The sequence below is a fragment of the Paraburkholderia caribensis genome (assembly GCF_002902945.1).
Lineage (GTDB): Bacteria > Pseudomonadota > Gammaproteobacteria > Burkholderiales > Burkholderiaceae > Paraburkholderia > Paraburkholderia caribensis.
Genome location: NZ_CP026101.1, coordinates 2,857,057 through 2,873,747 on the forward strand (window position 1 = coordinate 2,857,057; position 16,691 = coordinate 2,873,747).

The window sequence follows — 16,691 nt, forward strand, 5'->3', positions numbered from 1 at the left end:
GTCCCCCTTTCGTTTGTGGTTGTGACAGGACTACTCTTTGCTTTGCAATGAACGCCACGCGCGGCCATCGCGCGCGAGCAGTTCATCCGCTTGCGCCGGCCCGCTGCTGCCCGCCGGATAGCCATACACGGGCAGCGGGCCGCCTTCGGGATGCAGCACGCGATCGACGGCGCACCAGCTCGACTCGATGCTGTCGGCGCGCTGGAACAGTGTCTCGTCGCCGAGCATGCAGTCGTAGAGCAGCGTTTCGTAGCCGACGTTCGCGCGTTCGTCGAAGAAGTCGTTGTAGTTGAACGCGGAGCGCACCGCGCCGATCTGCATCGCCGGTCCGGGCACCTTGACGTTGAAGTCGAAGCGCGTGCCATGCGCGGGATCGATGCGCAGCGTGAATACATTCGGCGTCAACGCTTCGACGGGTGTGTCGCGGAACATCAGAAACGGCACGCGCTTCAACTGCACGGCAATCTCGGTGCGGCGTGCGGCCATGCGCTTGCCCGTACGCAGATAGAACGGCACGCCCGCCCAGCGCCAGTTGTCGATGAACACGCGCGCAGCCGCATAGGTTTCCGTCGTGCTGTCGCGCGCGACGTCGGGTTCGTCGCGATACGCAATACCCGCATCACCCTTTTCGTACTGGCCGAATACGACGTCGTCGGGCTTTAGCGGCTCGATGGCGGCGAGGAGTTCGGCTTTCTTGTCGCGCACGGCTTCGGCATGGAACGAATTGGGCGGCTCCAGCGCGACCATGGCAAGCAACTGGAACAGATGGTTCGGCAGCATGTCACGGAACGCGCCCGTCTGTTCGTAGAACTTGCCGCGCCCTTCGACGCCGAGCGTTTCCGCCGCCGTGATCTGCACGCTGTCGATGTACTCGCGCCGCCACACAGGCTCGAACATCGCATTCGCGAAGCGCACGGCAAGGATGCTCTGCACTGTGTCCTTGCCGAGAAAGTGATCGATGCGATAAACCTGCGATTCGTCTGCGTAACCGAGAATGTGAGCGTTGAGATCGCGTGCGGACGCGAGGTCCGTGCCGAACGGCTTTTCGATCACGAGACGCCGGAAGCTCCCCTTGTGCTGCGCGTCTTCTTTCAGCAAGCCATGTTTGCCGAGACGCTCGACGATCGGCCTGAAAAAGCGCGCGCCCACCGCGAGATAGAAGATCGCATTGCCGTGCGGCGTTTTCTCGATACGCTGCTTGAGCGCTTCGAACACATCGTCGGCTTCGAATTCGCCCGCCATGTACTCCATGCGCGATGAAAGCCATTTCCAGGCTTTCTCGTCGACCTTGCCGGAATGCGCTTCGCTCGCCTTTTCCGCAGCGAACTGCTGCAGCGACTGGCCGAGATCGTCGAGCCACGCTTTCGTTTCGCGCTCGCCGTGATTGACCCCGATGATGCGCATGCCGTCGTCGAGCAGGCCATCGACGGTCAGGTTGTACAGCGACGGCGTCAACAAACGCCTGGTCAGATCGCCGCCCGCGCCGAAGATGACCAGCGTGCACGGCGGCGCGGGCCGCTTGCCTGCGGGACCCGCGGCGGCTGCATGCGGGCCTGCGCCGATCTTGCAGCTTGCTGACGAGGTAGTGGATGATGCGTCGTTTGCGTCATTGGACATGGCAGTCTTTCCATCAATGAGCCATACGCGTGGCAATATCTGAAAGACCCGCCGTCATGCCGCACAGTTCAATCGAACTGCTGCACGAGCGGCGGGCAGCGCGGTCTATTTCACGGAAGCGGCCACTTCGGCGTCCTGCGCCTCGCCCGTTTCGGGCAAGAAACCGGAGCTTGCAAGCTCGCGCGGCTGCAACAGCAATGCGACGAGACCCGACCACCCCGTCTGATGCGACGCGCCCACGCCGCGTCCGTTGTCGCCGTGAAAGTATTCGTGAAACAGCACGAGATCCTGCGAGCGCGGGTCCGCCTGCAACATCGGATACGCAGCCATCACAGGCCGCTCGTTGTTCTTGTCCTTCAGGAACAGCGTCGTCGTACGTTGCGCAAGGGCGTCGGCGATTTCGGACAATGAAAGCTGGTTGCCCGAGCCCGTCGGGTACTCGACGCGAAAATCGTCGCCGTAATAGCGATGAAATTCGTACAGCGACTCAATCAGCAGATAGTTGACGGGCATCCACACCGGCCCGCGCCAGTTCGAATTGCCACCGAACACGCGCGAATCGGATTCGGCTGGCAAGTACTTCACGCAGAAGCTCTGCCCGTTGTGCTGAAAGACGTAAGGTTGATCGCGATGCACACGCGACAGCGCGCGCACGCCGTGATCGGACAGGAACTCGGCTTCGTCGAGCGCACGCTTGAGCAGCGCTTTCATCCGATGCCCGCGCAACAGTGAAAGCAGCAAGCTGTTGCCGCGCCCCGGCTCGTTCCAGCGCGACACCAGCCGCGCGAGATCGGGCTTGTTGCGCAGGAACCAGACAAGGCGGTCGCGCAGGCCCGGCAGCGAGCCATGCAGACGCTCTTCGAGCACATGCACGGCGATCAGCGGAATCAGCCCGACGATCGAGCGCACCCGCATCGGCACATTGGAGCCGTCGGGCAAGCGCAGCTTGTCATAGAAGAATTCGTCCTGACTGTCCCACAGGCCCGTATCGCAGTTATCTTCGCAACTCACGGCCTGCGCGATATACAGGAAGTGCTCGAAGAACTTCACGCCAATATCGACGAACACGTGATTCGCAAACGCGAGTTCGAGCGCGATGCGCATCAGGTCCAGCGCATACGCGGCCATCCATGCGGTGCCGTCGGCCTGATCGATATGGCCGCCCGTCGGCAACGGCGACGAGCGGTCGAAAATGCCGACGTTGTCGAGGCCGAGAAAGCCGCCCTGGAAGATATTGCGGCCGTCGGCATCCTTGCGATTCACCCACCACGCGAAGTTCAGCAACAGCTTGTGGAAGACCAGTTCGAGAAAATCGCGGTCGCCCTTGCCCGTCAGCGCGCGATCGATTTCATAAACACGCCACGCGGCCCATGCGTGCACGGGCGGGTTCGCATCGCCGAACGCCCATTCGTACGCGGGGATCTGCCCGTTCGGGTGCATGTAGCGGTCCTTCACGAGCAGCAGCAACTGACGCTTCGCAAACGCGGGATCGATCAGCGCGAATGCAGCGGCATGAAACGCGAGGTCCCACGACGCGTACCACGGATACTCCCATTTGTCCGGCATCGACACGATGTCCGCGTTGCACAAATGCCGCCAGTCGCGATTGCGTCCCTGTTTGCGCGATGCGGGCGGCGTCGGCTGCAACGGGTCGCCGTCCATCCAGCGCTCGACGTCGAACTGGTAATACTGCTTCGACCACAGCATGCCCGCTAGCGCCTGGCGCTGCACGAGCCGCTCGTCCGCGCTTTCTATATGATGCTGCAACGCCGCATAAAACGCATCGGCCTCGGCGATACGTTGCGCGAACAGTTGCTCGGCATCGAGCGGCGTTTCATCGGCGCAGAACTCGGGACGCCAGCGCAGATAGACGACGGCCGTCCCGTGCGGCGGCAGATTCAGCGGCACGTGCGCGGCCGCTTTGGTGCCTGCGTCACGACGTATCGCATCGGCGTCGCCGTGCACGAGATAGTTGTTGAAGCCGTCCTTGAACGGACCTTCCGCCTCCATGTTGAAATGGCGGCGGACGTTCGTATCGTTCTCGCAGAACAGCCACTCGAAAACAGTCGTATCGGGCGACCATGCCGTCACCACCATCGGCTCGTGTCCGGGATGCGTACCGAGCAGACGCGTGACGCCGTGCACCGTTTCCTTCGTGAGCTTGGGGCGCTCGCCGGCCTCCTTCCACGACCATTTGTTGCGCGCCCAGATTTGCGGCAGCAGATCGAGTGACGCGGATTCGTCCGCGCGGTTTTCGACGGTGACGCGCATCACGATGTCTTCGGGCGAGTTCTTTGCGTATTCGACGGTCACATCGAAATAGCGCGAGTCGTCGAAGATGCCCGTATCGAGAACTTCATATTCCGGCAGATCCGCACCGCGCCGCCCGTTCTCCTCGACGAGATCCTGATACGGAAAAGCGCCATGCGGATACTTGTACAGCATCCGCATATAGGAATGTGTCGGCGTGCCGTCCAGATAGAAATACAGTTCCTTGACGTCCTCGCCGTGATTGCCTTCCTGGTTCGTGAGGCCGAACAGGCGTTCCTTGAGAATGGGATCGGCGCGGTTCCACATGGCGACCGACACACACCAGTTCAACGTGTCGTCGCCGAACCCCGCAATGCCGTCCTCGCCCCAGCGGTAGGCGCGGCTGCGGGCGTGATCGTGCGGGAAATAGTCCCATGCGGTGCCGTTCGGGCTGTAGTCTTCGCGCACCGTGCCCCACTGACGCTCGCTCAGATACGGGCCCCAGCGCTGCCATCGCGCGCATTCACTGGAGTGCAGACGTATTCCCTCGACAGTGGCAAGCAGGTTTCCGGCGCGCAGCGGAGGCATGGCAGCGTCCTCGTCTCTCGGGTGACGGTGGGAGTCACATCGTAGCGCGGTTTGGGGTGTTCGCGTCGGGGAGGTGGGCGTGGACGCTTTCGCCCAGCAACACGCCCATACGCAACCGCTCCCCCAGCGACCAAGCCTGAAACGGCGTGCCGCCCGGCGCATGCGGCGCATCGCCGTCCGCGACTTCCGAAATGTGATCGAGGCCCGCGCGATCCAGATGCGCGTCGAGCGGCGCGAGAAAACGCGCGCGGGCCGCGCTGCGGGCGGCGTCATCGGGACGTTGCGCGCGCAGCCAGGCTTCGACGAATGGCCCGAGCAGCCATGGCCACACGGTCCCCTGGTGATACGCGCCGTCACGTTCGAGCGGCGCGCCCGCATAGCGCCCGCGATAGCCGGGATCTTCCGGCGACAACGTGCGCAAACCCAGCGCCGTCAGCAGATGCGCTTCCACTTGCGCAACGACGGCCCGCGCCGTTTCGCCTTCGACCAGCGCGAACGGCAAGCCGCCTGCCGCGAAAATCTGATTGGGCCGGATCGATCTGTCTACAGTGCCGTGCACATGATCGACGTCGACGTTATCGAACAGCGCGCCCGTTTCCGAATCGACAAAGCGCTGCACAAACGATGCCGCCACACGCCCGGCGGCATCGCTCCAGCGCGCATTCCACTGTGCGGCAATGCGCAATGCGTTGAACCACAACGCCTGCACTTCGACGGGCTTGCCGATGCGCGGGGTCACCACCCAGTCGCCGACCTTCGCGTCCATCCACGTGAGTTGCACGCCAGGCACGCCTGCACGCAGCAGGCCATCGTCATCGGCACGGATGCCGTAGCGCGTGCCTTGTGTGTAGCCGGCCAGAATCGTATCGACGGCTTCATGCAGGCGCTCGCGCGTCGCGTCCGACGCATGCCCTGTCGCCAGATAGTCGTGTACGGCAATCGCAAACCAGAGCGACGCATCGACCGAGTTGTATTCGGGCTCGTCGCCGTAATCGGGAAAACGGTTCGGACACATGCCTTGCGAAATCGTCCCCGCCCATGCGAGCAGGATCGACCCGGCTTCCGCGAGTCGCCCCGTGGCGATCAGCAGGCCGCGCATCGCGATGAAAGTATCGCGGCCCCAATCGGTAAACCACGGAAACCCGGCGACGATCGTGTGTCCCGCCGACCGCGCGACAACGTAGGCATCGGCGGAACGATGCAGGCGCGAAGCAAAAGCAGCGCGGCGGTTCGTTTCAGTCCCGGCAAGCGTGTTCGCCAGTTCAATCGCGGCGGCTTGCACAACAGGCTGCGATGGGTTCGGCACGTCCGCGCTCAATATCATCACGGCCGCATCCGAACGAAGGTCGAACGTGAAAACGCCGGGCGTCGCGAGGTCTTCGGTGAAATCGAGGCCGCGCTCGCGTTCGCGTACATAGCAGAAGTTACGATACCAGTCGGGCGCGTGTTCATACGCGCCGTTCGTGACGACGCGAATCGCAGGCAGATCGTGATACGGCTGCCACGTCACACGTTCGCCGTCGACGGAAGCGGAAAAATCGAAGGCGCCGTTCTCGTGATGCAGCGCGTGATAATCGCGCCCGGACAGCAACGGACGAACATGAAGCCTGATTGCGTCATCGCCACCAGCGTCGTCATCGAATGCCACGCGCCAGCGCAGCACCGTTTCGCGAGTTGCTTTCGCGACGAACGTTTCCGCGATCACACACGTCCGCGCATCGAGGCGGAAGCGCCATGTCGGCCACGGTGTCGTGTCGAACCGGATCAGACTCGCAGCGATGTCGGGATAGACGATATCGGGCGCGTAACGCTGCATCGACAGCGGATAGCGCGCGCCGTTCGTCTCGACCCACGCTTCGATCCCATTCACGAGCACGATGCGGCCCGCTGGCGCGCGCGTCGCCGTCAGCAGCAGCGCGTGATAACGCCGGGTGCGCAGCGTGCCCGCCGTGCCCGACGCAAAGCCGCCATAGCCGTCGGCCTCGAGCCATTCGTCTTCCAGACGTTCGATATCGAAAGGAGATTCGACGCGTGTCATCGCAGTGGCCGCCGTGCGCCGGCGACGGGATCAAGACAGCCGACAGATTAGCCGCTCGCACATGAAATGTCTCGCGCGTTCAACTGGCCGGTTGCGTGGCCGATGGCTCGCCCGCATCGGCTGAGCGCGAATCGCGCTGAATCGGCAGCACGGCCCACACTTCGAGCCCGCCGCCTTCGCGCGCATGAAACGCCAGCGTGCCGCCATGCAGCCGCGCAATGCGTTCGACGATCGCCAGCCCCAGCCCCGTGCCACCCGTTTTGCCATGCGCGTTCTTGCCGCGCTGAAACGGCGCCTTCAGCCGTTCCAGTTCTTCCGCGCTCAAGCCCTTGCCGCGATCGGCCACGGCCACATGGATCGCTTGCGCGTCTGCCCACGTCCTGACGGCGAGACCTGTTTGTCCGTACACGACGGCGTTCTGCATCAGGTTCATCACGAGCCGCATCATCGTGATGGGCCGGAACGCGTGCTCGGGCAACTCGCCCAGTTGCAGGTCGAACTCGTGTCCGAGGCCCGCGAAGTCGGCGGCGAGCTGGCTGATCAGCGCGTTCAGATCCCCCGGTTGCGGCGTCTCGCGCTCGCCGCTGCCCGCATAGTCCATGAACTGCTGAAGTATCGTATCGATCTGATCCAGATACGACTCCGCTGCGCCGACGAAAGCTTCGTCGCCGTTCGTGTCGCTCGCCATCGCCATCGCGAGACGCAGCTTGGTCAGCGGCGTGCGGATGTCGTGCGAGATGCCCGCGAGCATCAGCGCACGCGTCGCTTCCGCCTGCTGCAGCGCCTGTGTCATCTGATTGAACGCGCCGCTCACCTGGGCGATTTCCGTCGGACCGTCGACGGGTAGCGGCGGCGGCACTTCGCCCGCGCTGACACGGCGCGCCGCTTGCGCAAGCTCCTGCAACGGACGGTTCAGATGCGCCTGTAGCGCGAAGCCCGTCAACGCGGCGATCATCCCGAGTCCGATCGACAGCAGCACCGCCGTCAACATGCCGCCGCCCTGCGCTTCTTCCGGCACCTGCAGGCCGATCCAGTATGGCGTGCCCGCCACATGCATGCGAATCCACATGCGCGGATGCGGCGCGCCTTGCCAGCGCACTTCGGTGCCCGGCGGCAGATAGCGATGCAGCGTGTCGAGAAAGGTCGCGAGCTGATAGGTCCGGTAGAACGCGAGCAAGCGGACACGCGGCTCGATGACAGCTTCCGTTGGCGGCTCGCTGCGCGCATCGAGCCGCGCGACGAGCGTGTCGCGTGCGTCCACGGGCGAGGCGGCGAGCGCATTGTCCAGCGTCTTGATGTAGGTGCCGAACACGGCCGCAGCGCGCTCGACGCGCGGCTTCTGCACGTAATGAATCAGCACGCTCAGCGAGCACACCTGAGTGAACGCGACCAGCACGATCAGCAGCGCGATGTTGCGCGCGAGCACGCTGCGCGGCAGCAAGCGCGACATGAAGCGCCGCAACATGCGCGCACTCATGCGTCGACGTCGGCGACGAGCATGTAGCCGACGCCCCACACTGTCTTGATGTAACGCGGTTTCGACGGATCGCTTTCGATCGCCTGCCGCAGACGCAGAATCTGCACGTCGATGCTGCGGTCGAGCGCATCGTGGTCGCGCCCCCTTGCGCGCGCGATCAGATTGTCGCGGCTCACGGCGCGGTTCGGCGAGGCGGCGAGCGCCGTCAGCAGCAGCATCTGCGCCGAATGCAACTCGAGAAGATCGTCCTGTTTGTAGAGGCACTGCTTGCCGACATCGAGCCGGAAGTCCCCGAAGCGCAGCGTCTGCGTGGTGACGGTCGGATCGTTCGAGGCGATTTTCTGGCGACGCAGCAGCGCATTGATGCGCGCCACCAGTTCGCGCGGCAGAAATGGCTTCGCGAGGTAATCGTCGGCGCCCGTTTCGAGGCCGATCACACGGTCGAGCGGATCGCCCTTGGCCGTGAGCATCAGAATGGGCAGCGTGTGCCCTTCTGCCCGCAGTTTCGCGCAGATCTGCAGGCCGTCTTCTTCGCCGATCATCAGATCGAGCACCAGCAGATCATACGGCTCGCGCTGCAAATAGCGCTCGAGCCGTTTGCTGTTTTCCACGGCGCGGACTTCGAAGCCGTGTCCGCTCAGAAAGCGCTGCAGCATGTTGCGGAGTTCCGCTTCGTCGTCGAGCACGATGATGCGGGCGGGTCGGTCCATGCAAGGCTCCTTCGTCGCTTGGTGGCTTAGGGTTGCAGTCGTCTTGCAACAGTTTAGCGTCATGCCGACCCGCTTTTCCGTCAGTGCGATCCCGCGCGCTGCGCCATGAACTGCTCGATCTGCGCCAGCGTCACGTAGCCCTGCTTCTGCGTGTCGATCTCGGCGAAATGCTGCGCGACGCGTGGCATGCCCGTCTGCGCCTGGGCCAGCGTCAGCTTGCCGTCATGCGTCGTGTTGGCGGTCGCAAAGCGCTCCTGCAACTGCTGCATCATGCGCTCCATGCGCGGCGATCCCGCCATCGGTTGCGGCGCCGTCTGGGCCATCACGCCCGTCGATGCAATGCACAAAGCCAGAATAGCGATCAACATCTTCATTTCCCATCTCCATCATCGGTTCGTTCAACTTCTTCGCTACGTCGTGTTGCGATTCGTCGTTGGCGAAGCGAATTCTGGTTGTCCGGGACGCTCAAGGCAATTTCAAAGTTATGTCGATCCATGTCATGTGAGCGGCCCCTCTTCGTGCACGGCGCAACGTGCATTACGCAGCAGACGCTTCAAACATGGGCGTGCTATTTCCGACATCGAATGAAACAAGTAATCGCTGCCCTTCGTGGAAGGCGTTGCGTATCGTTTGCACGTCGGCCGCCTCTTCAGCATTTCACACCGCATGTGCCGACATTCGCTTCAGGAGTTTCATGTGAACATTCGATCTGCTTATACGTCCGCGATCGCCGCCATGGGCATCGCCTGCTCGACGAGCGCCTTTGCCGGCACCGTCTTCGTTCATGCGGCCTATGTGCCCGCCGCCGTCTACGCACCGGTGCGTACGCTCTATTACGTGCCGCCGCAACCGCCTGCCGTGGTGCCCATCGTGCCCGCGGCGCCTGTCGTGCCCTACGTTGCCGTCGTACCGCCACCCGCTCCCGCGATACGGCTGCCCTATGCGACGATTCCCGTGCCAGTCGTCGTCATCCGTTGACGGTATTCGCGCCGCGATTCACTTGATCTTTGCCCAGGCGAGGCCAACAATGAAAGCCTCAATCGTCGTCGACGAGTATTGCGGAGAGCCCTATGCCGGACATCGAAAAGGACAAGGTCATCGCGGTGCTGAACCAGATTCTCGAATCCGAGCTGGCAGGCGTGGTGCGCTATACGCACTACTCCTTCCTCGTGTTCGGCTTTGGCCGCATTCCGATCGTGTCGTGGCTGCGCCAGCAGGCTGACGAATCGCTGCTGCACGCGCATCAGGCGGGCGAATGGATCACGACGCTCGGCGAGTATCCGTCGCTAGGTATCGGTGCGCTGCTCGACTCGCATACGACCGACATCACCACCATCCTGCGCGAATCGCTCGCAGCGGAAGATGTCGCACTCGGCCTGTATCGCGATCTGCTCGCGCTGGTCAAGGACCGCTCGGTGGCGCTCGAAGAATATGCGCGGCAGATGATTGCAGTCGAAGAGATGCACGCGGGCGAAGTGGACAAGATGCTGCGCAAGCCCGGCACGGTCGGCACATCGGGCGAGCGCGGCGCGGCGCATTGAGTTTCTTGCCGCGTTGTAAGGGCGCAATCGCAAGCGTGCGCGCCTCGTTCAATTGTCAAATGGCTCGCCGCATTCACGTCGCTTTATCGTCCGTCTTCTATCCGCCTCTCGAGAAGCGCCGCATAAGTCAAAAGATGACATATACGGCGCTTCAGTCTTTTTGCATCCGCGCTGATTTAACGTTTGAGCGCCGCAAAACAGATCTATTCCCCTAAAGCTTCTGCAAGCATGATCTCGTTTGCAACGACCCATGCTAGGCTATGCGCGGCATCAGGCTGTTGAATTCTGCATTCGTAATTTCGTTCGTAGTCCGCGCAGGTAATACAGGGTGGATAGATGATCGATGACGTCAATGGCAGTCGCAGTCGCTTGCATGGACCTTCACGTTTCGCGTTCGACACTTCGATCAGCGCAGCCCTCGCCATTCTCGGCGCATCATTGCTTCCCCTGTCCGGCTGCATGGTCGGCCCCGATTACCGCACGCCCGCACCGCCCGCCACGCAAACCTATACGCCCACGCCGCTGCCCGATCAGACAGCGTCGTCGCCGGGCGCATCCGGTGTGCCTCAGCGATTTGTCGCAGCACAGGACATTCCCGCCCAATGGTGGACGCTCTTTCATTGCGAACCGCTCGACGCGCTGATACGCGAAGCGCTCGCCAACAGCCCGAACGTCGCCGCTGCGCAGGCGGCGCTCAGGCAGGCGGCCGAGAACTATCGCGCGGAAGTGGGCAGCGCGTTGTATCCGTCCGTCGATGCGAAGCTCAACGCGACGCGTGAGAAGTTCAACGGGGTCACGTTCGGCCAGCCGGGGCTCACGCAAGTGCTGAACCTGTATAACGCGTCGGTGAACGTGTCGTATAACCTCGATGTGTTCGGCGGCTCGCGGCGCGAACTCGAATCGCTGCGCTCGCAGATCGATTACCAGGGCTATCAGTTGCAGGCCGCGTATCTCGCCCTGTCGGCGAACATCGTCACGGCGGCGGTCAAGGAGGCCTCCTTGCGCGAGCAGATCGACTCGACCGAACGCATCGCCGCAGATGAAGAAGCGCAACTCGGCGTATTGCGCAAACAGTTCGAACTGGGCGGCGTGGGCCGCACCGCCGTGCTCTCGCAGGAAACGTTGCTCGCGCAAACACGCGCGACGCTGCCGCCGCTGCGTCAGTCGCTCGATCAGACCCGGCATCAGCTTGCCGTGCTCGCAGGCAAGCCGCCAAGCGACACGGCCGTGCCCGAGTTCAGGCTGTCGATGTTCACGTTGCCGCAAAGTTTGCCCGTGACTCTGCCTTCGTCGCTGGTCAGGCAGCGGCCCGACATCCTCGCAGCCGACGCCACGCTGCATCAGGCAAGCGCCCAGGTCGGCGTGGCGACGGCGAACATGTATCCGCAGATCACGCTGTCCGCAAGCTACGGCCCGCAGGCGCTGACGCCAGCGGGACTGCTCAAGTACGCGGACATGATCTGGAGCATCGGCGCGGGCATCACGCAGCCGCTCTTTCATGGCGGCCAGTTGAGCGCACAAAAGCGCGCTGCCGAGGCCGCATTCGATCAGGCCAACGCGCAATACCGGCAAACGGTGTTGCTCGCGTTCCAGAACGTCGCCGACACGTTGCGCGCGCTCGAACACGATGCGACGGGTCTCGCCGCGCAAACGGACGCATGGCGCGCGGCGAGTGCTTCGCTCGATCTGACGCGGGGCCAGTTTCGCGTCGGCGGCGTCAGTTATCTCGCGCTGCTCGATGCGCAGCGTCAATACCAGCAGACCGTCGTGAATCTGGCGCAGGCGCAGGCCGCGCGCTATGCGGACACGGCAGCGTTGTTCCAGTCGCTCGGCGGAGGCTGGTGGAACGACGCGGCCACGAGCCAAGCCAATCAGGCAAACCCCGCCACGCCGCACTGACTTCTTGCAGTAGCCGCACGTCGCATGCGATGAGCCCGCAGCGCCGCCGGATGCGTTTCGTGCCTCACCCGTTTGCCGTGCAAGGACATGACGATGACGACGAAAAGACCGATGACAAAGCGGATGATCATCATGCTGATCTGCGTGGGCGTGCTGCTCGCCGCGCTGGTCGGCTTCAACCTGTTCAAGGCGCACATGATCCGGAAGTTCATGGCGAGCAATGCGGCGCCCGCCGCGACCGTGACGTCCGCTGTCGCGCGCTATCAGAGCTGGCAGCCGCAACTGTCCGCCGTCGGCAGCCTGCGCGCGGTGCGCGGCGTCGACGTGACGACGGAAGTGCCGGGCCTCGTCCGCGAGATTCCGTTCAGCTCGGGGCAGGAAGTGAAAGCAGGCCAGGTGCTGCTGCGCCTGAACGACGATTCGGACCGCGCGCTGCTCGCCTCGCTGCAAGCCGCCGCGGAACTCGCGCAAACCGTGTACAAGCGCGACAAGGCGCAGTACGACATCCAGGCGATCGCCAGGGCGCAACTCGACGCCGATGCAGCCGACCTCAAAAGCAAGCGCGCGCAGGTCGATCAACAGGCCGCGCTCGTCGAGAAGAAAACCATTCGCGCACCGTTCGCGGGACGCGTCGGCATCACGACCGTGAATCCCGGCCAGTACATCAATCCCGGCGACGCGATCGTCACGTTACAGGCCATCGATCCGATTTACGCCGACTTCTATCTGCCGCAGCAACAACTCGGGCAATTGCAGGTCGGACAAACCGTCGTCGTCGATACCAACGCGTACAGCAGCCGCACGTTCGACGGCAAGATCCGCTCGATCAATCCGCGCGTGGACAACACGACGCGCAACGTGCAGATCGAGGCGAGCGTCGACAACCGCGAGCGCAAGCTGCTGCCCGGCATGTACGCGAACGTGAAGATCGACGCGGGCAACGAAGAACGCTATCTGACGCTGCCGCAAACGGCGATCACCTATAACCCGTACGGCGCAACCGTGTTCGTGGTCAAGCCGGGCGAGCACAAGGACGCGCATGGCAAGGTCATGCCCATCGCGCAACAGGTGTTCATCACGCCAGGGCCGACGCGCGGCGATCAGGTCGCGATACTCAAGGGCATCGGCGAAGGCACGCAGGTCGTGACGAGTGGCCAGTTGAAGCTGAAGAACGGCACGCCGCTCGTGATCGACAACCGCGTGCTGCCTGCCGACAGCCCGAACCCGACGCCTCAGGAACAATAAGAGGCCGCCGATGAAATTCACCGATATCTTTATCGAACGGCCGGTGCTCGCCTCCGTCGTGAGTCTGCTGATTCTCGTGCTCGGCTTGCGCGCGCTGTCGACGCTCAAGGTCAGCGAGTATCCGCAGACGGAAAACGGCGTGGTCACGATCATGACCGCGTACTACGGCGCGAGCGCCGACACGATGGCCGGCTTCATCACGCAGCCGCTCGAATCGGCGATTGCGCAGGCCCAGGGCATCGACTACATGTCGTCGTCGAGCACGACGGGCCTCTCCACGATCACCGCGACACTGCGTCTGAACTACGACTCCAACCGCGCATTGACGGAGATCAACACGCAGATCGCGTCGGTGCGCAACCAGTTGCCGCCGCAAGCGCAGCAGCCTGTGCTGACCGTCCAGGTCGGCCAGACCACCGACGCGATGTACATGGGCTTCTACAGCGACGTCCTGCCGAGCAACAACGTGACCGACTATCTGCTGCGCGTCGTGAAGCCGAAGCTCGATTCGGTGCAGGGCGTGCAGACGGCGGAAATTCTCGGCGGCCGGCAGTTCGCATTGCGCGCGTGGCTCGATTCGACGAAGCTCGCGGCGCACAACGTGACGGCTTCCGACGTATTCACGGCGCTCGGCAACAACAACTATCTGGCGACGCTCGGCACGACCAAAGGGCAGATGATCAGCGTCGATCTGAACGCGGGCACCGACCTGCATTCCGTCGAGGACTTCAGAAAGCTGGTGGTGAAGCAGAAGAACGGCGCGATCGTGCGTCTCGAGGATGTCGGCAATGTCGTGCTCGGCGCGGACAGCTACGACTTCAACGTCGCGTTCAGCGGCAAGCGCTCGGTGTTCATCGGCATCAAGGTCGCGCCGGATGCGAACGTGCTCGATGTGGCCAAGCGCGTGAAGGCGATCTTTCCCGATCTGCAGAAGCAGTTCCCGACAGGCATGACGGGCGACATCGTCTACGACGCGACGGACTTCATCAACACCGCCATCGAGGAAGTGGTGAAGACCCTCGTCGAAGCGCTGCTGATCGTGACGGTGGTGATCTTCCTGTTTCTCGGCAGCTTCCGTGCGGTGATCGTGCCCGTGATCGCGATGCCGCTGTCGCTGATCGGCACGTTCTTCGTGATGCAGCTGCTCGGTTATTCGATCAACCTGCTGACGCTGCTTGCGCTCGTGCTCGCGATCGGACTGGTGGTCGACGACGCGATCATCGTGGTCGAGAACGTCGACCGGCATATGAAGGAGGAAGGCAAGCCGCCATTCGAAGCCGCGATGATCGCCGCGCGCGAACTGGGCGGGCCGATTCTTGCGATGACGGTCGTGCTGATCGCCGTGTATCTGCCTATCGGTTTTCAGGGCGGTTTGACGGGCGCGCTTTTCACCGAGTTTGCGTTCACGCTGGCGGGCGCCGTGGCTGTATCGGGTGTGATCGCGCTGAGTCTGTCGCCGATGATGTGCTCGCGTTTTTTCCGCATGGATCAGGAGTCGGGACGTTTCGCGCGTTTCGTCGACAGACAGTTCGAGCGCGTGCATCACGGCTACGGGCGGCTCCTGCATTCGATGCTCGACACGTGGCCCGTGTTCATCGTAATGGGGGCGCTGCTGCTGTGCGGGACCGTGTATCTGTTCATGACATCGCAATCGGAGCTTGCGCCGCAGGAGGACCAGGGCATCGTGCTGTCGCAGATCCAGGGGCCGCCGAATGCCACGATCCAACAGATGCAGACCTACGCGGACCAGGTGTTCGACATCTCGAAGGGTATGCCGGAGTATTCGCAGATGTTCCAGCTGACGGGCGCGCCGACGCTGAATCAGGGGATTGGCGGCGTTCTGTTCAAGACCTGGGACAAGCGCAAGAAGAACGCCACGCAGTTGCAGCAGGAGTTGCAGGAGAAGTGGAACGGCATTGCGGGCGCGCGGGTGGCCGCGTTCCAGTTTCCGCCGTTGCCCGGCGCACAGGGCTTGCCTGTGCAGTTCGTGATCAGCACGACGGAGCCGTTCGAGAATCTGAATGAAGTCTCGCAGACCGTGCTGCAGAAGGCGCGCGAGAGCGGCATGTTCTTTTTCGTCGATAGTGATCTGAAGATCGACAAGCCGGAGAGCGTGCTGGTCGTGGATCGCGATAAGGTTGCGTCGCTTGGGCTCACGCAGAGCGATGTCGGGCAGGCGCTGGGTGCGGCGCTGGGCGGCAACTACGTGAATTACTTTTCGATTGCGGGGCGCTCGTACAAGGTGATTCCGCAGGTGTTGCAAACGGATCGATTGAATCCGTCGCAGGTGCTTGACTATTATTTGCGCACGCCGGATGGCAGTGTGATACCGGCTTCGACTGTGACGAGTTTGAAGCAGAACGTGGTGCCGGAGTCGATCAATCACTTTCAGCAGTTGAACTCGGCGACGATTTCCGGGGTGATTGCGCCGGGGATTTCGCAGGGGGAAGTGCTCGACTTTTTGCGCAAGGCCACCACCGATGCCGCGCCGACCGGTTATAGCGCGGATTACTCGGGGTTGTCGCGGCAGTTCGTGCAGGAGTCGGGCGGATTTGTCATTACGTTGATGTTCGCGACGATCATCGTGTTTCTCGCGCTTGCCGCGCAGTTCGAAAGTTTTCGCGATCCTGTGGTGATTCTTGTTTCTGTGCCGATGGCGTTGTTTGGGGCGCTGATCTTTATTAATCTCGGGCTGTCGACGCTCAATATTTATACGCAGGTTGGGCTTGTTACTTTGATGGGGCTGGTTAGCAAGCACGGTATTTTGATTGTGCAGTTTGCTAATGAGCTTCAGCGGGCGGGGCGCTTGAAACGCGAGGCGCTCGAGGAGGCGGCGGCTGTGCGGTTGCGGCCTATTTTGATGACTACCGCGGCGATGGTACTTGGGGTTTTGCCGTTGGTGATTGCGTCAGGGGCTGGCGCCGCTGGGCGGAATGCCATGGGGCTTGTGATTTTTTCCGGGCTTTCTATTGGGACTCTTTTTACGCTGTTTGTTGTGCCTGCCATGTATATGCTTTTGGCTGCTGATCATCATAGGGATAGGAGCCGTTCGGTCTGAGTTTGGTTTGGTTTGGTTTGGTTTGGTTTGGTTTGGTTTGCTTGTGTTTGCGCTGGCATCCGCGTTTCGTTAGCTCGCTTCAAGCGTCGCCCCTGTGCGGGGCGGCACCTACTTTTCTTTGCCGCCGCAAAGAAAAGTAGGCAAAAGAAAGCGGCTCACACCGCCAGTGCTAATTCTTGCCTGAGGGCCCCCAAAGGTTCTTACGCTTCACACGGCAATCACGTGACTGATGTTCGTTGCCAGCGCGTCGAACAGGCGCCTCACCCAC

General features: G+C 62.5%; 11 protein-coding genes. 5 read left to right on the plus strand and 6 right to left on the minus strand.

The window, feature by feature from the left end; all coding sequences use genetic code 11:
* Positions 1-30: 30 nt before the first annotated feature.
* The 6 genes from zwf to C2L66_RS12695 form a co-directional block, all read right to left on the minus strand.
* Positions 31-1,617, minus strand: a complete 1,587-nt coding sequence (gene zwf / locus C2L66_RS12670; protein ID WP_060599771.1) for a glucose-6-phosphate dehydrogenase — start codon at positions 1,615-1,617, stop codon at positions 31-33.
* 105 nt (positions 1,618-1,722) lie between these two features.
* Positions 1,723-4,455, minus strand: a complete 2,733-nt coding sequence (locus tag C2L66_RS12675) for an MGH1-like glycoside hydrolase domain-containing protein (protein ID WP_060599769.1) — start codon at positions 4,453-4,455, stop codon at positions 1,723-1,725.
* A 34-nt stretch (positions 4,456-4,489) separates the two neighbouring features.
* Complete coding sequence (locus tag C2L66_RS12680) at positions 4,490-6,493, minus strand: amylo-alpha-1,6-glucosidase (protein ID WP_060599767.1); 2,004 nt, start codon at positions 6,491-6,493, stop codon at positions 4,490-4,492.
* Positions 6,494-6,572: 79 nt separating this feature from the next.
* Positions 6,573-7,970, minus strand: a complete 1,398-nt coding sequence (locus tag C2L66_RS12685; protein ID WP_098021515.1) for an ATP-binding protein — start codon at positions 7,968-7,970, stop codon at positions 6,573-6,575.
* Positions 7,967-8,680, minus strand: a complete 714-nt coding sequence (locus tag C2L66_RS12690; protein ID WP_060599765.1) for a response regulator — start codon at positions 8,678-8,680, stop codon at positions 7,967-7,969. The genes C2L66_RS12685 and C2L66_RS12690 overlap by 4 nt, the downstream gene beginning before the upstream one ends.
* A gap of 80 nt (positions 8,681-8,760) precedes the next feature.
* Positions 8,761-9,054 carry an EF-hand domain-containing protein gene (locus C2L66_RS12695; protein WP_060599763.1) on the minus strand — a complete coding sequence of 98 codons (294 nt, stop codon included), beginning with the start codon at positions 9,052-9,054 and terminating at the stop codon, positions 8,761-8,763.
* 322 nt (positions 9,055-9,376) lie between these two features.
* Here C2L66_RS12695 and C2L66_RS12700 point away from each other — a divergent pair, with 322 nt between their 5' ends.
* From C2L66_RS12700 to C2L66_RS12720, 5 genes are all read left to right on the plus strand, one after another.
* Positions 9,377-9,658: a hypothetical protein gene (locus C2L66_RS12700; protein ID WP_060602486.1), complete on the plus strand. Its 282-nt coding sequence runs from the start codon at positions 9,377-9,379 to the stop codon at positions 9,656-9,658.
* 92 nt (positions 9,659-9,750) lie between these two features.
* Entirely contained in the window at positions 9,751-10,221 is a 471-nt protein-coding gene (locus C2L66_RS12705) for a ferritin-like domain-containing protein (protein WP_054928820.1), read from the plus strand.
* 336 nt (positions 10,222-10,557) lie between these two features.
* Complete coding sequence (locus tag C2L66_RS12710) at positions 10,558-12,120, plus strand: efflux transporter outer membrane subunit (RefSeq protein ID WP_060599761.1); 1,563 nt, start codon at positions 10,558-10,560, stop codon at positions 12,118-12,120.
* 93 nt (positions 12,121-12,213) lie between these two features.
* The gene (locus C2L66_RS12715; protein WP_054928824.1) at positions 12,214-13,365 is read left to right on the plus strand and encodes an efflux RND transporter periplasmic adaptor subunit; all 1,152 of its coding nucleotides are present in this window, start codon (positions 12,214-12,216) and stop codon (positions 13,363-13,365) included.
* A gap of 10 nt (positions 13,366-13,375) precedes the next feature.
* A complete protein-coding gene (locus tag C2L66_RS12720) occupies positions 13,376-16,423 on the plus strand; it encodes an efflux RND transporter permease subunit (protein ID WP_060599759.1) in 3,048 nt (1,015 codons plus the stop codon).
* The last annotated feature ends 268 nt before the right edge of the window (positions 16,424-16,691 follow it).